The sequence below is a fragment of the Burkholderia sp. PAMC 28687 genome, assembly GCF_001577465.1.
Lineage (GTDB): Bacteria > Pseudomonadota > Gammaproteobacteria > Burkholderiales > Burkholderiaceae > Caballeronia.
On the sequence record NZ_CP014505.1, the window covers coordinates 180,469 to 201,128 of the forward strand.

General features: G+C 60.4%; 16 protein-coding genes. 10 read left to right on the forward strand and 6 right to left on the reverse strand.

Going from position 1 to position 20,660, the window contains the following annotated elements:
- Positions 1 to 87: 87 nt before the first annotated feature.
- Complete coding sequence (locus AX768_RS00885; protein ID WP_061998386.1) at positions 88 to 1,008, reverse strand: LysR family transcriptional regulator; 921 nt, start codon at positions 1,006 to 1,008, stop codon at positions 88 to 90.
- 471 nt (positions 1,009 to 1,479) lie between these two features.
- On the opposite strand from AX768_RS00885, the gene AX768_RS00890 reads away from it, so the two are divergent.
- From AX768_RS00890 to AX768_RS00900, 3 genes are all read left to right on the forward strand, one after another.
- Positions 1,480 to 2,613, forward strand: a complete 1,134-nt coding sequence (locus AX768_RS00890) for a porin (RefSeq protein ID WP_061998387.1) — start codon at positions 1,480 to 1,482, stop codon at positions 2,611 to 2,613.
- A gap of 243 nt (positions 2,614 to 2,856) precedes the next feature.
- On the forward strand, positions 2,857 to 3,252 hold the full coding sequence (locus AX768_RS00895) for a CHRD domain-containing protein (protein ID WP_174363899.1): 396 nt from the start codon (positions 2,857 to 2,859) through the stop codon (positions 3,250 to 3,252).
- Between the two features lie 27 nt (positions 3,253 to 3,279).
- Complete coding sequence (locus AX768_RS00900) at positions 3,280 to 4,212, forward strand: alpha/beta hydrolase (RefSeq protein WP_061998388.1); 933 nt, start codon at positions 3,280 to 3,282, stop codon at positions 4,210 to 4,212.
- On the opposite strand, the gene AX768_RS00905 is transcribed toward AX768_RS00900, so the two are convergent.
- Complete coding sequence (locus AX768_RS00905) at positions 4,182 to 5,024, reverse strand: EcsC family protein (protein ID WP_061998389.1); 843 nt, start codon at positions 5,022 to 5,024, stop codon at positions 4,182 to 4,184. The two genes, AX768_RS00900 and AX768_RS00905, sit on opposite strands and share 31 nt — an antisense overlap.
- Before the next feature lie 107 nt (positions 5,025 to 5,131).
- Here AX768_RS00905 and AX768_RS00910 point away from each other — a divergent pair, with 107 nt between their 5' ends.
- Both AX768_RS00910 and AX768_RS00915 read left to right on the forward strand, forming a co-directional pair.
- The gene (locus tag AX768_RS00910; protein ID WP_061998390.1) at positions 5,132 to 6,730 is read left to right on the forward strand and encodes an MDR family MFS transporter; all 1,599 of its coding nucleotides are present in this window, start codon (positions 5,132 to 5,134) and stop codon (positions 6,728 to 6,730) included.
- 49 nt (positions 6,731 to 6,779) lie between these two features.
- Positions 6,780 to 7,250: a MarR family winged helix-turn-helix transcriptional regulator gene (locus AX768_RS00915; RefSeq protein WP_061998391.1), complete on the forward strand. Its 471-nt coding sequence runs from the start codon at positions 6,780 to 6,782 to the stop codon at positions 7,248 to 7,250.
- Here AX768_RS00915 and AX768_RS00920 read toward each other — a convergent pair.
- The gene (locus tag AX768_RS00920; protein WP_062000671.1) at positions 7,247 to 8,521 is read right to left on the reverse strand and encodes an amino acid deaminase; all 1,275 of its coding nucleotides are present in this window, start codon (positions 8,519 to 8,521) and stop codon (positions 7,247 to 7,249) included. The genes AX768_RS00915 and AX768_RS00920 overlap by 4 nt on opposite strands.
- Before the next feature lie 156 nt (positions 8,522 to 8,677).
- Here AX768_RS00920 and AX768_RS00925 point away from each other — a divergent pair, with 156 nt between their 5' ends.
- Genes AX768_RS00925 through AX768_RS00935 form a run of 3 tightly spaced genes read left to right on the forward strand, consistent with a single transcriptional unit; the run spans position 8,678 to position 11,526 of the window.
- Positions 8,678 to 9,643, forward strand: a complete 966-nt coding sequence (locus tag AX768_RS00925; RefSeq protein ID WP_082778851.1) for a MurR/RpiR family transcriptional regulator — start codon at positions 8,678 to 8,680, stop codon at positions 9,641 to 9,643.
- Position 9,644: 1 nt separating this feature from the next.
- On the forward strand, positions 9,645 to 11,129 hold the full coding sequence (locus AX768_RS00930) for an N-acyl-D-amino-acid deacylase family protein (protein WP_061998392.1): 1,485 nt from the start codon (positions 9,645 to 9,647) through the stop codon (positions 11,127 to 11,129).
- Between the two features lie 16 nt (positions 11,130 to 11,145).
- The gene (locus AX768_RS00935) at positions 11,146 to 11,526 is read left to right on the forward strand and encodes a RidA family protein (RefSeq protein ID WP_031357567.1); all 381 of its coding nucleotides are present in this window, start codon (positions 11,146 to 11,148) and stop codon (positions 11,524 to 11,526) included.
- A 43-nt stretch (positions 11,527 to 11,569) separates the two neighbouring features.
- Here AX768_RS00935 and queF read toward each other — a convergent pair whose 3' ends face one another.
- From queF to ilvA, 3 genes are read right to left on the reverse strand one after another with little or no spacing between them, the layout of a single operon-like run.
- Positions 11,570 to 12,397 (reverse strand): NADPH-dependent 7-cyano-7-deazaguanine reductase QueF, encoded by an 828-nt coding sequence (gene queF / locus AX768_RS00940; RefSeq protein ID WP_061998393.1) that lies wholly within the window; start codon positions 12,395 to 12,397, stop codon positions 11,570 to 11,572.
- On the reverse strand, positions 12,394 to 13,299 hold the full coding sequence (locus AX768_RS00945; protein WP_061998394.1) for a 5'-nucleotidase: 906 nt from the start codon (positions 13,297 to 13,299) through the stop codon (positions 12,394 to 12,396). The genes queF and AX768_RS00945 overlap by 4 nt, the downstream gene beginning before the upstream one ends.
- A 6-nt stretch (positions 13,300 to 13,305) precedes the next feature.
- Positions 13,306 to 14,829, reverse strand: a complete 1,524-nt coding sequence (ilvA, locus tag AX768_RS00950; RefSeq protein WP_061998395.1) for a threonine ammonia-lyase, biosynthetic — start codon at positions 14,827 to 14,829, stop codon at positions 13,306 to 13,308.
- Positions 14,830 to 15,133: 304 nt separating this feature from the next.
- Between ilvA and AX768_RS00955 the strand changes: the two genes are divergently transcribed.
- Together AX768_RS00955 and AX768_RS00960 are read left to right on the forward strand one after the other, a co-directional pair.
- Positions 15,134 to 16,123, forward strand: a complete 990-nt coding sequence (locus AX768_RS00955) for a serine hydrolase domain-containing protein (protein WP_061998396.1) — start codon at positions 15,134 to 15,136, stop codon at positions 16,121 to 16,123.
- A gap of 436 nt (positions 16,124 to 16,559) precedes the next feature.
- Positions 16,560 to 20,651, forward strand: a complete 4,092-nt coding sequence (locus tag AX768_RS00960) for a DUF3683 domain-containing protein (RefSeq protein ID WP_061998397.1) — start codon at positions 16,560 to 16,562, stop codon at positions 20,649 to 20,651.
- Positions 20,652 to 20,660 lie beyond the last annotated feature (9 nt).

The following is a 20,660-nucleotide window of genomic DNA, read 5'->3' on the forward strand; positions in this document are numbered from 1 at the left end:
TGCACCTCGTCATGCGCGAAGAGCGAACACGCGGGCCGGTTCAACATTGAGTTGTTGAACCGGCCCGTTTCAAATGATTCCGCGCGATCAGAACAACGCGCTCACTGCCGTGTCTTTCCTGAAATGCGCGATCGTAAAGTCCACGAACGAACGTGTTTTCGCCGATACATGACGGCGCCCCGGATAGACCAGCGACACTTCTTTGTCGGCGTTGTTGACCGTGTAATCGGTCAGCAGGCGCAGCAGCGTGCCGTTCTTGAGGTCGTCGGCAATATGGCTTTCGGGAAGTGCAGTGATGCCCATGCCGGACAGTGCGGCTTGCCGCAGCATTTGCGAATTGTTGACCGTGTAATCCGGGTCGATGACGATATCCTCGTCCTCTCCGTTCTCGTTCGTGAACGACCAGGTCGCGCCATGTATATCCGCCGATGGCGACAAGAAAGCGTGCGCCGGCAAATCGCCGGGACGTAACGGTACGCCATGTTTCGAGAGATAGGCGGGCGCCGCCACGATCACGGGCGTTACCTTGAACAGCGGCCGGTTGATCAGCGTGCCGCTATTGACCATGCGCGGCACGACTATGCCGACGTCGAAGCCCTCGTCCACCAGATCGACCGGCCGATGCAACAGCGTGAGCCGCAACTTAACGTTCGGAAATGCCTCGCGATAATCGCAAAGCAGCGGCGTGAGTCCGAACAGCGAAAACGATGCCGATGCCACGAGCTTCAGCACGCCCGAAGGATCGAACGAAGTTTGCGACACCGTTGATTCAATCGCCTCCACCTGTTCGATGACCGCGCGGCAGCCCTCGGCATATGAGGCGCCCGCTTCGGTAAGCGACACACTGCGCGTGGTGCGGTTCAGAAGACGCGTGTTGAGATGCGCCTCGAGTAACGCGACGTACCGTGTGATGACCGCGTTCGACAAATCGAGCACGGCGGCAGCCCGGCCGAACGACCCGGTTTCAGCGACCTTCACGAAAACGCGCATGGCTTGCAAATGATTCATTGACTACCGATGCTCACAGAGTCACCCCGTTCATGTCATATCGAGGCTGAAAAGTCGTGCGTTGAGTTCCTTCTTTATTCCACTCACTCGCGTGCGCGATGCTAATCCCGCGAAGTTATCCCGAAAATAGGAATGGGACGAAAGCAGCGGAAAGGGCGTGAGTGTCGTGCGGTTGCTACTGTCGCAACTGTGCAACGCATTCAACTAATTAGGTATCCGGACATTAATTCAAGATAGTGAAATAGCCTGATGCGACAAGCGTTTGCGCGATTGAAATCGCTACTTTTCGACTTATTCAAAAAGCCTTTTGTGTGTGCCTTGATGGTTTGCCTAAAAGCCCGCGCCCTAAACTTTGTTCAGCCGAATCGCGGTGTCCGGGAAAAGACCGGAAACGAGTCGCCTTGAAGTCAGACAGGAAGGCGGCGCGTTATGCAACCAGTCGAGTCGACAGACTCATTAAAAGGATCAACCATGAAAAAGACTCTGATCGTCGCGGCCGTAGCCGCTTCTTTTGCGACCGCCGCCAACGCGCAAAGCAGCGTTACGCTGTATGGCCTTATTGATGCCGGCTTTACCTATGTGAACAACGAAAAGTCGGCGAACGCAGACAAAGGCAGCGCTGCAGCGTTCCGCCTGTCGAGCGGCAACATCAACGGCAGCCGTTGGGGCCTGCGCGGTGCTGAAGACCTGGGTGGCGGCATGAAGGCCATCTTCACGTTGGAGAACGGTTTCAACATCGGCACCGGCGCTTCGCAACAAGGCGGTCGTGAGTTCGGCCGTCAGGCATATGTCGGTATTTCGACGGCTCAGTTCGGTACGGTGACGTTGGGTCGACAGTATGACTCGGTGGTCGACTATGTCGCGCCGTTGACGGCTAACGGCAGCTGGGGCGGTACGTATTTCTCCCATCCGTTCGACAACGACAACACGGACAACTCGTTCCGCGTGAACAACTCGGTCAAGTACCAGAGCGCCAACTACGGCGGCCTGACATTCGGTGGCCTGTATGGCTTCTCGAACGAAGCAGGTGGTTTTGCTGATAACCGCGCTTACAGCGCCGGCGCACAGTATGCATACGGCCCGTTCAAGATGGCTGCAGCTTACCTGCAGGTCCAGAATGGCAACAGCGCAAACCTCGGCGGTGCTATCACCGAGACAAACGGTGATCCGCTGATGGCAAACGTTTCGGCGCAGACGCAACGTACGTTCGGCGTTGGTGCGAACTACTCGTTCGGCCCCGCAACGGTCGGCGCAGTATGGACGCAAAGCCGCTTCCAGTTCGTTGGTGGTGATTCGACGCTCCGCTACAACAACTACGAAGTGAACGCACGCTACTCGCTGACCCCGGCTCTGGCACTCGGCGCGGCATATACGTACACAGACCGCAAGGGCATGGTTCCGGGCAACGCCAACAACGACCACGCTCGTTACCATCAAGTTGGCCTCCAGACGGACTACGCTTTGTCCAAGCGTACGGACATCTATGCTGAAGGCGTTGTACAGTTGACGGACGGCGACACGGCAGCTCAAGTGTACGGTTCGAACGCTCGCGCAGTACACGGCAACCAGGTGGTGGTGTCGACGGGTCTTCGTCACCGCTTCTAATGGCGTAACGCTGTAAGTTTCACGTTGTAACAGAAAGGCGCCGAAAGGCGCCTTTCTGTATTGGGCCCACTGTTTTTCCTGTGAATGCATCCAAGGAAGCATGTCTCAAAAATGCTCTACTATGACCGCACGATGAGACAGACCACTCATCGACTCGTTGGTTATCCATTAGAGAGCAAAAATATGTTCACGAGATCCGGTTCATTGCACAGCAGACGTCTTGCAAACCTGACCCTGTTGCTGATGTCGTTGACGTCCGTTCCAGCTTTTGCCGATAGCGTCGTGTTGCAAGCCAATTTGCAACCTTCGAGCGAAGTGCCGCCGCGCGTAAGCAAGGGGCATGGCGTGCTGAAAGCCACCTTCGATACAACCACCAAAACGCTGCAGTGGAACGTGACGTATGCCGATTTGTCCGGCCCGGCGACCATGGCGCATTTCCACGGTCCGGCGCCTGTCGGGCAAAACGCAAAGGTGCAGGTTCCTATCGATAAAAACGCGTTGCCGAGTCCTATCAACGGCGAGGCGACGCTCTCCGAAGAACAGGCTACCGAACTGATGGCCGGCAAGTACTACTTCAACATACATACTGAAACGAACCCGACGGGCGAGATTCGCGGGCAAGTGATGCCCGCAAACTAGCACCGCTTGGATAAGAGAGGACGGTTCATGAGTTGGCAGAGTACGTTGATGTGTTGGGTCCTGCGCCACAGGATGCGCCCTGCAACCGCCACGCCCGGGATCGATGTAGCCAAGGCACGTGCAATGACATCGAAGCGCGCGTGGTCACCCAAGGTCCCACGCGGTTGGCATCTTGAAGAAAGATATGCCGAGAGCGACGCGCCCCTTCGTGGCGAATGGCTTTCGCCCGCGGTGCCTTCGGACATCACGATTCTTTATTTGCATGGCGGCGGTTATTACTTTTGCTCGCCGGCGACGCATCGCAACCTCGTGTTCGCGTTTGCCCGGCGTTCCGGCGCGCGCATCTTTTCGCTCGATTACCGGCTCGCGCCCGAGCATCCGTTTCCGGCAGCGCACGATGACGCTCTGGCTGCGTACAGAAAGCTCATCGCCGATGGTGTGGCGCCACAGTCGCTTGTGATTGCCGGCGATTCGGCGGGAGGCGGCCTCGCGCTCGCCGCGCTGCTCGCATTTCGCGATGCCGGCGACCCGATGCCCGCAGGCGCAGTGCTGTTTTCGCCGTGGACGGACCTGGCGGCGACGGGTGCATCGATCACAACCAACAATGGCCGCGACCCCATGTTCTACGGCCGCGCAATCGCGCCGGCGGGCAAGCTTTATACAGGAAGCGCGGATGTCCAAAACCCGTATGTATCGCCGTTATATGGGCGCTTCGATGGCTTGCCGCCGGTCTTCATCCAGGCGGGCGACACGGAAGTGCTCTTCGACGATTCCACGCGCTTCGTCGAGAAAGCGCAAGCAGCGGGCGTGAACGTAGAGTTTCAAGTCTTGCCGAACATGCCGCACGCTTTACAGATGCTGGCGCCGTTCGTGCCGGAAGCGAACCGGGCGTTGGAACACGCGGCGCAGTTCGTACGCCGCGTAGCGCTTCACCGGCCGCTGGAAATATCGATGGTCTGAAACGCGCGCTCCACCGCGAGCTGCCCATATTGGCGCTCCAGCCGGCGCACGGTGAAATGCCCGTGCGCCATCTGCTGGAAGTGATCGATAAACACCGTATTCACCATTGCCCCGAGCACGGCGCCGATCGCGGGAATCGACTTCGCGGCGACCTGTTCGCTGACCTGCACCGAAAAGCGCGACGCCACCGTCTGCAAGAACTTGAGCAACGCCGTCGAGCCATGTCCGCTCAATCCCTTCGCGGCAATCTCGCTCGTCGCCTTGGATACCGACTGCGCCAGCGTCCCGCGCACGATGAAATAACCAATATCAGCATTGTCGTCGCTCGAACTCGGACCGCCCATGCCGAGGACCATCAGGCATTGCAACTGGGTATCGATGAGATGAATGTCTTCGCCTTCACTGCGTGCAATGTCGCAGATCGAGCGGAACATCAGCGTGGTCGTGACCGGCAATTCCACTGGTAGCGCGAACATTCCGAACGCGCCGCCCGCCGCGCCGGTCGTCGCCACCGCGAGCTTGTGCATCAGGTTGTGCGGTTTTTCAGGCGGCAGCAGCACGCCATCCACTGAACTTTTGGTCAACGTGCGCAACGCCAGTTGCAGGCATTTCTTGAGCGCGGCCTGCGTGGCGTCATCGATTTTTTCCTGCGCGATGTTCGGCATGCGCGCCATCAGCTTCTCGATGGGCGAGCCCACCACGCTTGCTAGTTTCATCGTCAGGGACGGGCTTTCCAGCGCTTCCTTGGCGCGGCGCAAGGTCGCCAGGTCTTCCGGGGAAAGGGGCGAGACGGAGATTGGCGTCGGTTCCATGATGTTTTTCGAAAGGGTCCAGGAAGGATTCAGGCTTTGATTTAGAGCATTATCGCGTGCTATGATTCCCGGTCTGTTGACAAGTCAATCATTGCGGTATCAAAAAAATGGCCGTTCATACTGCCGCGCATCACTCCGCGGGACAAGTACTCCCTTTCCGCGAATCGCTGATGGCGATGCTGGGAATCTGCTTCGTGACCATGCTGGTCGCGCTCGATCAAACCGTCGTCGGCACGGCGTTGCCGACCATCGTTGCCGAGCTTAAAGGTTTCGACCTGTACGCTTGGGTTGCGACCTCGTACTTGCTCACATCGGTCATTACCGTGCCTGTTTTCGGGCGGCTCGGCGATTATTACGGGCGCAAGCCGTTCGTGATTGCATCGATTGTCGTGTTCACCGCAGCGTCTGCGCTTTGCGGCATGGCCAACGACATGCTGTTCCTCGTGCTCGCGCGCGGCCTTCAGGGCATTGGCGGCGGCATGCTGGTCGGAACCGCTTTCGCGTGCATTGCCGATCTGTTCCCCGATTCTGTCGTGCGACTGCGGTGGCAGGTCATGATGAGCTCGGCGTTTGGTATCGCCAATGCGGTCGGTCCGTCGCTCGGCGGCATCCTGACCCAATATTACGGCTGGCGCTCAGTTTTCTATGTCAATTTGCCCGTCGGATTGATATCGGTGTTCTTCGTCTGGCGCTTCCTGCCGCACCTTCGCCACATCAAGCATGAAGGCAAGATGCGACTTGACTGGCAAGGCGCGGGCCTGATCGCGATTGCGCTCGGTTCGTTGCAGTTGTTCGTCGAGATGTTGCCGAAGCACGGCGTTTCAGCGGGAACGCTGGTGCTGCTGGTGGTGAGCGTAGCGTGCGGTTATGCGCTCTGGAAGTGGGAGCGTCGCTGCGATTACGCCATTCTTCCAGTCGATATGTTCCGCAACAAGAGCCTGTCCGCACTTTTCACGTTGGCGATACTCGGCGGTTTCACGATGTTCTCGCTGCTGTTCTACGCGCCGCTGTTGTTCCAGGGCGGGTTCGGCATGTCGCCAAAGGACGCCGGCCTGATCATCACGCCGCTGGTGGTGTTTATTACTATCGGCAGCATTTTGAACGGGCGGATCGTCACGCGGGTGAAGAACCCGAACGCCATGCTGTATGTCGGTTTCGCGTTGCTCGCACTCTCGTGTCTTGGCGTGGTGATCGCGACGCGCTCCATGCCGCGGCCGCTCTTGATGGGAATCATGGTGCTCGGCGGCATGGGTCTCGGTTTCGTCATGCCTAACCTGACGGTGTTCGCGCAATTGACGGCGGGACGCGAGCATCTGGGGATTGCGACGGCGTTGCTGCAATCGCTGCGCATGATTGGCGGCATGGTCGGCACGGCGCTGACCGGCACGCTGATTACGCATCTCTACGCAAGCGGCGTGCGGCTTTCACTCGATAAAGACAACGCCGGCCACTGGTTCGGCGATCTCAGCGATCCGCAAATTCTCATCAACCACGAAGCGCAGACCACGCTCTTGTCGCAACTGGTTGCGGCAGGTCATAACGGCGTTGCGCTGCTGGAATCGGCGCGTGAATCACTGGTGGCGGCAATTCACATCGGTATTGCGGTGGCGGCCGTCGTTGCGGTGGTCGCCGTGTGGCAATCGCGGCGAGTGCCGCCGGTCCGCCTGAAGGGCACGAAGGTGGAGCCGGCCATCATGGCCGAATGAATTCAATGTTGGACGCGCGGCATATACGCGAAGCAGGGAATAGATCAGCATGGACGAAACGGAACGCATCGCGGTCATTCAGCAGTTCGGACGCACTTATCGTGTGTTCATGCAGTCGTTCGAGTCGCAAGTCGGCCAGCCTATGCCGCGCTGGCGCATCCTGATCGCATTGCACGATCATGCGGGCGAGTTGTCGCAGAAGAAGCTGGTCGAGCGGCTGCGCGTCGATCCGGGCGCGCTCACGCGGCAACTGAAAACGCTCGAGGCGCTGGGCTGGATTGCCCGCAGCGTGGATCAGCGCGACAACCGCATCTCCAACGTGATCCTCACCGACGAAGGCCGCGCGGTCGTCAACGCCGGCCTGCCGCGCCGCAACACGTTCCTGAGCGAAACGCTTTCCACGCTGCCCGACGAAGCCATCACGGCGTTGTCGGGCGCGCTGCGTGTGCTGGAGCAGCGCATCATCGAGGTCGCGTCGACGTCCTCGGAAAGCGACGCCACGCTCAGCGACAACGCTTAAAACGCCGTCTCGACCACTTCCTTCACGCGATATTTCGCATCGACAATGAGAATTTGGCGCCATTTGTCGAAGGTGAGGCACGGGTGCGAGATATCGAACGCAATCATGTCGCCGACCTTGATGTCATCACCCGGCTTGATTCGCAAGTACGCGTGCTGGTCCATCATGCCGAAGATTTCCCAGCCTTCTCCCGGCGCCACGTCGCGCGGCAATTGCGTGCCGGGGCGGAAGTGGCGTGCGGGTTCGGGCATGCCGGCATCGAACGCTGCGTCGCGTTTTCCCAAGCCGATGATCACGCGATCCGGCTCCGGAATCGACTGCACGTAAGCCCACAATTGCAACGCCGGTTTCAGTCCTTCGCCCATCTTCTTCGCAATCGGATTGCGCGCAAAAATCTCGTTTTGCGCTTTCTTGTAGACGCCGACGTCGTGCGTCAGGTAACAGCCCGGACGCAGGATCACTTCGATGGCGTCGCTGTTCGCTTTAGCGAATTCATCGGCGACGACGTCGTACCAGGCCGATCCCGCGCCCGACAGAATCGCCGGCTTGCGTTCGATCTTGCCCTGCGCGACCAGCTCGCGCGTCACGTCCACCGCGTGCTGTAAAAACGCGCGCACCTTCGACTCATCCTGCAGCACGCCTTCGTACAACTCGACGCCCGTCAGCTTCACCGTATCCGGCCAACGCGCGATGGCGGCGAGCACGGCGTCGCGTTGAGCATTGTCACGAATGCCGGTGCGGCCGCCTTCCACGCCCAGCTCCAGCAGCACGTTGATCTGCTTGTTCACATCGCTGAAAAACGCGCCGAGCTGATCGACGTTATCCGCCGAATCCACGAGGCAATGGAACTCGAAACCCGGGTCGGTGAGCAGCTCCGCGATCATGCCCATGTTGCGTTTGCCGACGAGCTGATTCGCCATCAACACGCGATGCACACCGCCGCGATACGCCGCGCGGACCTGATGCGCCGTCGCAAGGGTGATGCCCCACGCGCCGGCGTCGAGCTGGCGGCGGAACAATTGGGGCGCCATGGTCGTCTTGCCGTGCGGCGCGAGCTTCACGCCGTATTGCGCCACGAACGCCTGCATCCACTTCAGGTTGTGCTCCATGCGGTCCGCGTATAGCACGGCGGCGGGCAGGCTCACGTCTTCATCGAGCAGATTCCAGTCGAGACGCGCGGCATCCGCCAGGTGGACGCTTACGCCCGGGACCATGCCGAGACCCTTGCCGAAAGGATCGATTGTCGCCGTCTGATAGTTTGTAACTTTCATGTGCTGCTGCTCCATCGTTCGTTTTTATGTCTTTTGGCTCTTATTTTGAGACGCCGCCTGCAAATTCCAGATTGACTCGCTTATGGTACAGAAAGTACGATGCCTGATAAATTGTTATTTAGTACCACGCTCCACAAACGCGCGCAAAAGGTTGCCATGAACGTGTCGTCCGAACCGCCAGCATTCGATATCGTCGCCCGGATCGCCGAGCGCGCGCCCGAATTGCGCACGGCGGAGCGCAAGGTCGCAGCGCTCATTCTCGACGATCTGACCGGTGCATCGCGCGCGAGCATCGGCGCGCTGGCAAAAAAAGCGGCGGTCAGCATTGCGACCGTGACGCGGTTTGCGAAAGCAGTCGGCTGCGAGGATGTGCGCGAATTGAAGCTGCGGCTGGCGCAAGCGGCGGCCGTCGGGCAGCGGTTCTTGCGCGGCGGTGGTGATCGCAGCAGTGACGACGCGCTCCCCGATTCCCTCGCTTCCCGCATTTTCGACGATATCCAGACTACGCTCGCCCACAATCGCGGCGCATTGCAGGCGGCGCCGATTGCCGCCGCCGCCGATGCCCTTGTCGGCGCCCAGATGATCTACGTCTTCGGCATGGGCGGCGGGTCGACCGCGCTTGCCGATGAAATGCGCTTTCGCCTCGTGCGCCTCGGCCGCCCGGTGGCGTCCTATCAGGATGGTTTGCTGCAGCGGATGGTCGCCGCGACGCTCTCCAAAGAACACGTGGTCGTGGCGTTATCGGTGACGGGACGCACGCCCGAGATGGTCGAGAGTTGCCGCGTCGCGCGGGAATACGGCGCTCGGGTGATTGCACTGACCGCGCCGGTTTCGCCGCTCGCGGAACTGGCCGACTGGCTGATCCCGGTCATCGCGAACGAAACGGACTTCATCTACAAGCCGTCGACATCCCGATACGCCATGTTGATGGCGCTCGACCTGCTCGTTACCGAACTTGCCGTGAAGCAGGGCGAAACCAGCCGCGAGCTTTTGCGGCGCATGAAACACGCGCTCGACGCGTATCGCGGCGGTGGTGATGAACGGCAGCCGTCCGGCGAGCCTTCTGGTGAGCCTTTCGGCGAGCCTTCCGGCGAGTACTTCCGCGAGCCCTTAGGAGACTGAAATGGCATTGGATTCACAAACACACGCCCATACGCTGATCAAGGGCGCACGGGTTATCGATGGAACCGGCGCGCCCGCGGTTCAGCGTGACGTGGCGGTAAGGGACGGGCAGATCGTGGCGATCGGCGCGCTCGATCAATGGACGGCCGACAACGTGGTGGAGGCAGAAGGGCGGGTGCTGGCGCCGGGTTTCATCGACGTTCATACGCACGACGATACCCACGTCATCCGCTCGCCGCAGATGCTGCCGAAGATCTCGCAAGGCGTGACGACGGTGATCGTCGGCAATTGCGGGATCAGCGCGTCGCCGGTGACGCTCAAAGGCGCTCCGCCCGATCCGATGAACTTGCTGGGCGCGCAAGCCGATTTTCAGTACCCGACATTCGCGGCGTATATCGATGCCGTGAACGTTGCGCGTCCGGCGGTGAACGTGGGCGCGTTGATCGGGCACACGGCGCTGCGCAATAACCATATGGACCGGCTGGATCGCGGAGCTTCGCCGGCGGAAATCGATGGTATGCGCGCCCAGCTCGAAGAAGCGTTGGCGCACGGCGCGCTTGGACTGAGCAGCGGTCTTGCCTATGGCTCGGCATTCAATGCGCCGCCGGAAGAAGTAATGGCGCTGGCTGAGCCGCTGGCGCATGCCGGCGCGCTGTACACCACGCACATGCGCACCGAATTCGATGCGATCCTCGACGCGATGGAAGAGGCGTATCAAGTTGGCAAGCATGCACGCGTTCCGGTCGTGATCTCACATTTGAAGTGTGCGGGGCCGTCGAACTGGGGCCGCAGCACGGAGGTGTTGAAGTCGCTCGACACGACACGCGAAGGTCAACCGGTGGGATGCGATTGCTATCCGTACAACCGCAGTTCATCGACGCTCGATGTGAAACAGGTGACCGGCGATATCGACATCACGATCACGTGGTCCACGCCGCATCCCGAGATGGCCGGCAAGCTGATTTCCGAGGTCGCGGCCGAATGGCAAGTCACACAACAGGAGGCGGGCAAGCGCCTGCAGCCGGCGGGCGCCGTGTATCACAACATGTCGGAGGACGACGTGCGGCGGATCCTGTCGCACCCGGCGACCATGGTCGGCTCCGATGGCTTGCCGAATGACCCGCTGCCGCATCCGCGTTTGTGGGGCGCGTTTCCGCGCGTGCTCGGGCACTACGCGCGCGATACATCGCTCCTGCCTCTGGAGGAGGCGGTGCGCAAGATGACGGGGTTATCGGCACGGCGGTTCGGGTTGGCCGGGCGCGGTCTCGTGAAAGTGGGCTATCACGCGGACCTCGTTCTTTTCGATGCCGATCAAGTCCGCGATACCGCGACGTTCGCCGAGCCAAGGCAGACGGCGGATGGCATCGATGCAGTCTGGGTGAATGGCGTGCTGTCGTATCTGGACGGCGGGGTGACAGGACAACGGGCGGGACAGTTTGTGGCGCGTGGCGATGGTTCGAAACTCGACGCGCTCGGGCATTTTTAACTAAAGGATATTGACCATGAAACGATATGGTGTGGAAGGCGGTAAAGGACAAGGCGGTGCGGTGATGCCGTTTTCGCGTGCAGTTGAAGCGGACGGATGGCTGTTCGTATCAGGCCAGACGCCAATGGAAAACGGCGAAGTGATCGAAGGCGGCATCGTTGCCCAATCGCACAAGGCGATTCAGAACGTATTCGCGATCTTGAAAGAAGCCGGATATGGCGCGGAGCATGTCGTTCGATGCGGCGTGTGGCTCGATGACCCGCGGGATTTCGCATCGTTCAACAAGGTGTTCAAGGAGTACTTTGGTGAGCATCCGCCGGCGCGCGCTTGTGTGGTTTCGTCGATGGTGATCGACTGCAAGGTCGAAGTGGATTGCGTGGCTTATAAGAAAGCTTAATGGTTTTTAACGCACGGGTTGGGAAATTCACCCGTGCGATATTTCACTGCCGCGCAAGCCGCGCGTTATCCGGCATCGGCAGATTGAAGTTGGTCCGGAACGGGTTGATGTCGAGCCCGCCGCGCCGTGTGTATCGTGCATAAACGGCAAGGCGTTCCGGCTTGCATTCGTGCATCACATCCACAAAGATTTTCTCGACGCATTGCTCGTGAAACCCCGTGTGTTCGCGGTACGAAATGATGTACCGGAGCAAACCGGCGTGATCGATCGGCGCGCCGACGTATCGAATCTGCACGCTGCCCCAATCCGGCTGGCCGGTGACCGGACAATTCGATTTCAGCAGGTTCGAGAACAAGGTTTCATCGACCGGTGATTCACCATGTGATGCGCTCAACAACGACGGATCGGGCGTATAAATATCCGCATCCAGGTCCAGCCGATCCAGCGACAAACCCTCGAATTCTTCCATCTTCAACTTCACGCCAAACTCATAAGGCGCGACAAGCTGAACCGAAACGTTCGCGCCGCAAATAGCGGAGACGTCCTTGCGAATGGCGGCACGAACTTCATCGATGGAATCAAAAGCCGTCTGCGAGAACGATCCCAGATACAGCTTGAACGACTTCGACTCCACGATATTCGGCGAATCCGCCGGCACGATGAACGTCGCCACCGCAATCTGCGGCTTGCCCTTGCGGTTCAGCCACGAAAGCTCATAGCCATTCCAGATGTCCGTGCCGAAAAACGGCAGTCGCGCCGTCAGCCCGATCGCCGCGCGGCCCGACGCCCGGTCGATGGGAAAGAGCAGCGAAGGATCGTATTGTTCGCGGTACTGGACCGGCTTACCAAGGGGAGATTGTTCTGGCGTCATGATGCGTTCGCTATGCCATTCGGTACGTGTCCGGTCGCTGTCACGACGCGGGCCGATTCGATGTGGCCAATTTGGTCGTCGAAGAAAAAGTCGGGTTCGAACTTGGCCAGGAACGGGCCCTTGTTCAATCCACCGAGGAACATCGCTTCGTCGATTTCGATGTTCCAGGCCATCAGCGTCCGGATCGCGCGTTCGTGCGCCGGTGCGGAACGCGCAGTGACGAGCGCCGTGCGAATGCGCATCCGCGTTGCTTCATGGCTGAGTTTCTGCAGCTTGTGAAGCGCTTCGAGCAACGGTTTCAACGGACCGTTTGCCAGAGCCAGATCCTTCTTGCCGACCTCGTGCTCGACAAACGCGGGCAATCCCCGCGACTGAAACACTTGCTCGGCTTCGTCGGAGAAAAGGACAGCGTCGCCGTCGAAGGCAATGCGAATCTCGTCAGGATACCGGCTTGCCGTCAGCGGCGCTCGCGGAACGACTGTCGCGGCGGGGAAGCCGGCGGCGATGGCATCGCGTACATCGATCGAATTCGCCGATAAAAACAACGACGCGCGAAACGGTTCCAGATATCGAAACGGCGACTCGCCGCGCGTGAACACGCCGCGTTCAATCGCAAGGCCATGTTCCTTGCATGAACTGAACGCGCGCAACCCGCTGATGGGATCGCTGCGCGACAGGATCACGACTTCCACGCGCCGCTCGCTGTCAACGTTCAGCGCCAGCAGTTTCTCGATCAATGAAAACGCGATACCCGGTTTAGCCGGAACGCTCAAGCGCGAACGCTGCAGCGCTTCGTATTCGCGCAGATCGCCGGATTCGTAGACCTCGTTTTCTTCCTCGAAATCGAACAACGCTCGCGACGAAATCGCGACCACCAGCTTGTCATCGAGCGTGAACGCCATGCGCGGTCAGGCCAGGAACAGCTTGTAGACCGGGTTCGCGCCTTCATCCCACCACGGGTAACCCAGCGTCGCGAGGAATTGCCCGAACGCGGCGTTATCGGATTGAGGAACCTGGATACCGACCAGGATTGAGCTCGTGTCCGCGCCTTGGTTGCGGTAATGGAACAGGCTGATATTCCAGTTCGGCGCCATCGATGAAAGGAATTTCATCAGCGCGCCCGGACGCTCGGGGAATTCGAATCGCAGCAGGCGTTCGTCCTGCGCGAGCGGCGAATGGCCGCCGACCATGTAGCGGATATGTTGCTTCGAGAGTTCGTCGTGGCTGAGATCGACCGTGGCAAACCCATGTTCGATAAACGCATTCGCCATCTGCACGGCTTCGTTGCGCGTCTTGATCTGCACGCCGACAAAGATGTGCGCGGCGTTCGAATCCGCGATCCGGTAGTTGAACTCGGTCACGCTGCGCGTGCCGACCAGTTCGCAGAAGCGCCGGAAACTGCCGCGCTCTTCGGGGATCGTCACGGCGAACACGGCTTCGCGCGCTTCGCCGACTTCTGCCCGTTCCGCGACAAACCGCATGCGGTCGAAATTCATGTTCGCGCCGGACGTGATGGCGACGAGCGTCTTCGCTTCCAGCGCTTCGCGCTCGGCGTAGAGCTTCGCGCCCGCAACTGCCAGCGCGCCCGAAGGTTCCAGCACGCTGCGTGTGTCCTGGAAGACGTCCTTGATGGCGGCGCAGAGTGCGTCGGTGTCTACCGTGACGACTTCGTCCAGCAGTTCGCGGCAGATCCGGAACGTTTCCTCGCCGACGAGTTTTACCGCCGTGCCGTCCGCGAACAGGCCCACTTCAGTCAGCGTGAGGCGTTCGCCGGCGGCGATGGATTGCTTCATCGCGCATGAATCGATGGACTGCACGCCGATCACGCGGATCTCCGGGCGCACCGCTTTCACGTACGCCGCGACGCCCGCCGCCAGTCCGCCGCCGCCGATGGGGACGAAGATGGCGTGGATCGGGCCTTGATGCTGGCGCAGGATTTCCATCGCGACAGTGCCCTGGCCTGCGATCACGTCGGGGTCATCGAACGGATGAACGAAGGTCAGCGCACGTTCTTCCTGCAACTTGACGGCGTGGCCGTAGGCGTCGCTATACGACTCGCCGTGCTGGACGATTTCGACGGTCGGGCCGCCGAACGCGCGCATGGCGTCGATCTTCACTTGCGGCGTGGTCACCGGCACGACGATCACGGCCTTGCAGCCGAGCCGCGTGGCGGAATAGGCGACCCCTTGAGCATGATTTCCCGCCGATGCCGTAATCACGCCGCGAGCGAGGATATCGGCGGGGAGGTGCACCATCTTGTTGTACGCGCCGCGAATCTTGAACGAGAACACCGGCTGGTTGTCTTCGCGCTTCAGATAGACCGAGTTGTGCAGTCGCGCGGACAAATTGCGGGCGGGTTCGAGTTCGCTTTCGCGGGCGACGTCGTAGACGCGCGCGGTCAGGACTTTCTTCAGGTAATCAGGGTGTGCCATGCAGGAGCCGTTCGCGCGCTCGGGAGCACGCCATTTTTGAGCGAAAGCAATAATGATAGCTCAGGGGGCCGCCGGCGCCCGGCTCGGGCGGTCTTCGACTTCGTTAGCGCACCGCCGGCGCCCGCAATCCGCGTCCCCCGACGAGAGGCGACGATTGTCACTTTTCCGCATATTTCGCGCGTGGTGGTCTGGCCGGGCGAAGAATAGCCGTGGCTCCGCGTCTACTTGACCGTCCGCGCCCAAACCCTGAGACACGCGCCGGTCATGCTTGCGGGTTCATTCAACTGTTCACGGTGGATTGGATATGCATTCAGACTGGCTGACAGACAAACGTGAGAAGCATGAATTCGACGCCAGCGTGCTGGCCGACGTGCTGGACAACGGAGCGCGCGAACCCGGCCTTCGCAGCCTGCTCGTGGTCCGCAACGGATCGCTGGTTGGCGAACGCTATTACAGCGGCGCGTCAGCCGACGACCTCCAGCCGCTCAATTCAATTACCAAGAGCGTGACCTCCATGCTGGTCGGACAGGCGCTGCAGTGTGGCGTGATCCGAGGAGGATTGAGGGCGACGGTGCGCGAGCTTTTGCCGGAAGCGGTGGCCAAGGCGCCTGATTCACCCGCAGCCGGCGTAACCCTCGCGCAAATCCTTTCGGGGAGGGCGGGTCTCATCTACGACTGGCAAGCGCGTTACGACGAACTCATGAGCGCGCCCGATCTGGTCTCCATGGCGCTCGCGCTTCCTGCCGATCCAACATCGCCACCGCCCTGGATCTACAACGACCCGGCCGTTTCGCTGATTTCGCCGATCCTGTCGAGGGCAGAAGGCCTCGATCTCGCCGATCTCGCCGCGCGCGATCTCTTCGCCCCGCTTGGCATCGAGCGCTACGAATGGGCCCGCGACAACGCCGGCCGGTCGCTGAGCTTCGCCGGCCTGGCGCTGCGTCCGCGCGACCTGATGAAATTGATCTGGGTCATGGCCAATGACGGCAAGTGGCATGGCCGTACCGTGATTCCCGGCGCCTGGGTGAGTGACAGCACGCACTCTCATGGCGCGGCGAGCTGGCGTGTCAGGCATGTTTCGAACATCGGTTATGGTTACTTGTGGTTCACCGGTGTGATCCACGGTAATCCGGTTGTACTGGGCTGGGGATACGGCGGACAGTTTGCGCTGTGGGCGCCGGGGTTGCGGCTGGCGGTAGCGACATCGGCTGTATCGCCGCCCGCGGAACAACTGGCCGCTCAGACCGGGGCGATCATGGCGCGTATCGTCCGGCTGGTACTGGCGGCAAGGTAAAACCGCCGGACGCGCGAAAATCGTCAAAAAGCCGTCCGAAAAGCGCATGCATAAAGCCCTTCAACCCGCTAGCGAGCGCGAACGGCGAATATCGCGATGGGTTAGAATTCGCTTTTCGATACAGGATCGGAAGATGCAACGGCAGTGCCGGACCGGCTTTTTGACGCATGTTCCTCGCAACGCTCAACCCGAGTGCAGCGCGCTGTGCCGCACAACCCGCGCGGCTGGGAAATTTCATGCGCAGTTAGCGCGAGATGCGCGATCGTGGCGCTGATTCCGGTACCTTCGAAGGTTTTGCATCGCTTGCCACCCTCTGCCGGCGAGCACCTTCACTAAAAAAGTTTCACTCGAAAAACTGCGCTTCCCCGCGCAATGCCGGCTATACCGCTGCTTCTGCTTCCAACAGCGCGGGCGCCGGCCCACCGAACTGTCGAATATGAACGCACCCCAAGCCTTCGATCCGAACGGCGCCGCGCATGCCGTGGCCCTGGATACCGAGCCGCGCCTGCGCGAAATTCCCTATAACTACACGTCGTTCTCCGATCGCGAAATCGTGATCCGCCTGCTGGGCGAAGAAGCGTGGGCCGCGCTCGCCAATTTGCGCAGCGAACGCCGCACGGGCCGCTCGGCACGCATGCTCTACGAGGTGCTGGGCGACATCTGGGTGGTGCGCCGCAATCCGTACCTGCAGGACGATCTGCTCGACAATCCGAAACGCCGCGCATTGTTGATCGAAGCGCTGAACCATCGTCTGGGCGATATCGAGAAGCGTCGTAAGGCCGACCTCTCGCAACATCAGGACGATGCCGGCCGCGACCGTGCCGCGCGAGTCGAGTTGCTGATCAGCGCCGCGTGCCGCGCGGTCGAGGACTTCAAAAAGGAGTTCGAGCAGACCTACGATTTGCGCAAGAAGGCATCGAAGGTGTTCAGCAAGGTCACCGAGAAAGACAACATCAAGTTCGACGGGTTATCGCGTGTATCCCACGTGACGGACGCGACCGACTGGCGCGTCGAATACCCGTTCGTGGTGCTCACGCCCGATACCGAAGCCGAGATCGCCGGCCTGATCAAAGCGTGTTTCGAACTCGGACTGACCGTGATTCCGCGCGGAGGCGGCACGGGCTACACCGGCGGCGCGATCCCGCTGACGCCGTTCGCGGCCGTCATCAACACGGAAAAACTGGAACAGCTCGGTCCCGTCGAGATGACGGATCTGCCGGGTGTCGATGGCAAGGTCGCGACCATTTTCTCGGGCGCGGGCGTCGTGACCCGCCGCGTGACCGAAGCCGCCGAGCAGGCCGGATTCGTGTTCGCCGTGGACCCGACGTCGCTGGATGCATCGTGCGTAGGCGGCAATGTCGCAATGAACGCCGGCGGCAAGAAGGCTGTTTTGTGGGGCACCGCGCTGGACAACCTCGCCTGGTGGCGCATGGTCGATCCGGAAGGCAACTGGCTCGAAATCACGCGCCTCGACCACAACCTCGGCAAGATCCACGATATTCCCGTGGCGCGTTTTCGGCTCGACTGGTTCGACGGTTCGCGCGCGCCAGGCGAAAAACTGCTGCGCACGGAATCGCTCGATATCTCCGGCACGAAGTTCCGCAAGGAAGGGCTCGGCAAGGACGTGACGGACAAGTTCCTGTCGGGTCTGCCTGGCGTTCAGAAGGAAGGTTGCGACGGGCTGATCACATCGGCGCGATGGATCCTGCACAAGATGCCCGCGCATACGCGCACGGTCTGCCTGGAGTTTTTCGGCCAGGCGCGCGACGCGATTCCGAGCATCGTGGAGATCAAGGATTATTTGTTCGAGACGTCGAAGCAGGGCGGCGCGATCCTCGCCGGGCTCGAACATCTCGACGAACGCTATCTGCGCGCCGTCGGTTACGCGACCAAAAGCAAGCGCAACGCGTTTCCGAAGATGGTGCTGATTGGCGACATCGTCGGTGACGATCCGGATGCGGTCGCCCAGGCAACGTCCGAAGTCGTGCGCATGGCAAACGGCAAGAGCGGTGAAGGTTTCGTTGCGGTGAACGCCGAGGCGCGCAAGCGTTTCTGGCTGGATCGTTCGCGCACGGCGGCTATCGCCAAGCACACGAACGCGTTCAAGATCAACGAAGACGTCGTGATTCCGCTCAACCGCATGGGCGAATACACGGATGGAATCGAGCGGATCAATATCGAGTTGTCGATCAAGAACAAGCTGCAACTGGTCGATGCGCTCGAAACCTTCTTCAAGGCTGGCAAGCTGCCGCTTGGCAAGAGCGACGACGCGAACGAAATCCCGAGCGCCGAGTTGCTCGAAGACCGCGTGCAGCAAGCGCTCGATCTGCTCAAGCGCGTGCGTGAACGCTGGACGTTCGTCGGCGAAAAGCTGGATATGCCGTTGCGCGAAGCGCAGCATTATCTGGTTCAACTCGGTTACGAAGGTCTCGCCGAGAAGCTCGCGGATCGCGTGGATTCACAGCAAGGCGTTCGCGTATTCGATGTCGCGCAAGACCGCACAATCCGCATTTCCTGGAAGCAGGAACTGCGCGCGGAATTGCGCCATATCTTCAATGGCGGCGAGTTCAAGCCGATCCTCGAAGAGGCACAGAACATCCACAAGACGGTGCTGCGTGGCCGCGTGTTCGTCGCGCTCCACATGCACGCGGGCGACGGCAACGTCCACACGAACATCCCGGTCAACTCCGATAACTACGAGATGCTGCAGGACGCGCACGTTGCGGTCGCACGCATCATGAAGCTCGCGCGTGACCTTGACGGCGTGATTTCGGGCGAGCACGGCATCGGCATCACGAAGCTGGAATTCCTGACGGAAGAAGAAATCGGCGAATTCCGGGCGTACAAGCAACGGGTCGATCCGAACGGCCGCTTCAACGCGGGCAAGTTGTTAGCGGGCGCCGATCTGCGTAACGCCTACACGCCGAGTTTCGGGCTGATGGGTTATGAATCGCTGATCATGCAGCAATCGGATATTGGCGCGATCGCCGATTCCATCAAGGATTGCCTGCGTTGCGGCAAGTGCAAGCCGGTTTGCGCCACGCACGTTCCGCGTGCCAACTTGTTGTACAGCCCGCGCAACAAGATCCTCGCCACGTCCTTGCTGGTCGAAGCGTTCCTGTATGAAGAGCAGACGCGTCGCGGGGTATCGATCAAGCACTGGGACGAATTCAACGACGTCGCCGATCACTGCACGGTTTGCCACAAATGCGTGACGCCGTGCCCGGTGAAGATCGATTTCGGCGATGTCACCATGAACATGCGCAACCTGCTGCGCAAGATGGGCAAGAAGAAATTCAACGCGGGCAACGCGGCGGGCATGTTCTTCCTGAACGCCACGAACCCGCAGACCATCAACCTCGCCCGCACGGCGATGATGGGCGTCGGGTACAAGGCGCAACGTCTCGGCAACGACGTGCTGAAGAAGTTCACGAAGAAGCAGACGGCGAAGCCGCCGGCAACGGTCGGCAAGCCGGCGGTGACGCAGCAGGTCATCCACTTCATGAACAAGAAGATGCCCGGCAATTTGCCGAAGAAAACGGCGCGGGCACTGCTGGATATCGAGGACAACAAGATCGTCCCGATCATCCGCAATCCGAAAACGACCACGTCGGATACGGAAGCCGTGTTTTATTTCCCGGGCTGCGGTTCGGAGCGTTTGTTCTCGCAAGTCGGTCTCGCGACGCAGGCCATGTTGTGGGAGGCGGGCGTGCAGACGGTCTTGCCGCCGGGCTACTTGTGCTGCGGTTATCCGCAACGCGGTGCAGGCCAGTTCGACAAAGCCGAAAAGATCGTCACGGATAACCGCGTGCTGTTCCATCGCGTGGCCAATACGCTGAACTACCTCGACATCAAGACGGTGGTCGTGTCGTGTGGAACCTGCTACGACCAGCTTGCTGGTTACGAATTCGAGAAGATCTTCCCGGGCTGCAGGATCATCGATATCCACGAATTTTTGCTTGAAAAGAACATCAAGCTGGAAGGCGTGAGCGGCACGCGCTACATGTACCACGACCCGTGCCACTCGCCGATCAAGACCATGGACCCGATCAAGCTCGTGAACGACATCATGGGCTCGGCGCACGATGGATACAAAATCGAGAAGAACGATCGATGCTGCGGCGAATCGGGCACGCTCGCGGTCACGCGTCCGGACATTTCCACGCAAGTCCGATTCCGCAAGGAAGAGGAAATCCGCAAGGGCGCGGCGAAGTTGCGCGACATTCCGCTTGTGGCCGAAGCTGGCGCCAACGGCATCAATCTGGCGAACGCGTCTGCAGGAACGGCGGGCGCTGCGCCGGGTTCAGTGCTAAAAGCAGGGGACGGCGCGTTATCCACCGGTACCGACGTCAAGATCCTCACAAGCTGCCCGTCGTGCCTGCAGGGTTTGTCACGGTACAACGAGGATGCGAACATCGAAGCGGATTACATCGTCGTGGAAATCGCCCGCAAGGTCCTCGGCGCGAGCTGGATGGAAGATTACGTCGCACGTGCTAACGATGGCGGGATCGAGCGCGTGCTGGTGTAATAGCGAACC

Bases quoted from the DNA above. Each gene is read 5' to 3' on its own strand.
- AX768_RS00885 (WP_061998386.1), bottom strand. From the start codon at position 1,008: ATGAATCATTTGCAAGCCATGCGCGTTTTCGTGAAGGTCGCTGAAACC.
- AX768_RS00890 (WP_061998387.1), top strand. From the start codon at position 1,480: ATGAAAAAGACTCTGATCGTCGCGGCCGTAGCCGCTTCTTTTGCGACC.
- AX768_RS00895 (WP_174363899.1), top strand. From the start codon at position 2,857: ATGTCGTTGACGTCCGTTCCAGCTTTTGCCGATAGCGTCGTGTTGCAA.
- AX768_RS00900 (WP_061998388.1), top strand. From the start codon at position 3,280: ATGAGTTGGCAGAGTACGTTGATGTGTTGGGTCCTGCGCCACAGGATG.
- AX768_RS00905 (WP_061998389.1), bottom strand. From the start codon at position 5,024: ATGGAACCGACGCCAATCTCCGTCTCGCCCCTTTCCCCGGAAGACCTG.
- AX768_RS00910 (WP_061998390.1), top strand. From the start codon at position 5,132: ATGGCCGTTCATACTGCCGCGCATCACTCCGCGGGACAAGTACTCCCT.
- AX768_RS00915 (WP_061998391.1), top strand. From the start codon at position 6,780: ATGGACGAAACGGAACGCATCGCGGTCATTCAGCAGTTCGGACGCACT.
- AX768_RS00920 (WP_062000671.1), bottom strand. From the start codon at position 8,521: ATGAAAGTTACAAACTATCAGACGGCGACAATCGATCCTTTCGGCAAG.
- AX768_RS00925 (WP_082778851.1), top strand. From the start codon at position 8,678: ATGAACGTGTCGTCCGAACCGCCAGCATTCGATATCGTCGCCCGGATC.
- AX768_RS00930 (WP_061998392.1), top strand. From the start codon at position 9,645: ATGGCATTGGATTCACAAACACACGCCCATACGCTGATCAAGGGCGCA.
- AX768_RS00935 (WP_031357567.1), top strand. From the start codon at position 11,146: ATGAAACGATATGGTGTGGAAGGCGGTAAAGGACAAGGCGGTGCGGTG.
- queF (WP_061998393.1), bottom strand. From the start codon at position 12,397: ATGACGCCAGAACAATCTCCCCTTGGTAAGCCGGTCCAGTACCGCGAA.
- AX768_RS00945 (WP_061998394.1), bottom strand. From the start codon at position 13,299: ATGGCGTTCACGCTCGATGACAAGCTGGTGGTCGCGATTTCGTCGCGA.
- ilvA (WP_061998395.1), bottom strand. From the start codon at position 14,829: ATGGCACACCCTGATTACCTGAAGAAAGTCCTGACCGCGCGCGTCTAC.
- AX768_RS00955 (WP_061998396.1), top strand. From the start codon at position 15,134: ATGCATTCAGACTGGCTGACAGACAAACGTGAGAAGCATGAATTCGAC.
- AX768_RS00960 (WP_061998397.1), top strand. From the start codon at position 16,560: ATGAACGCACCCCAAGCCTTCGATCCGAACGGCGCCGCGCATGCCGTG.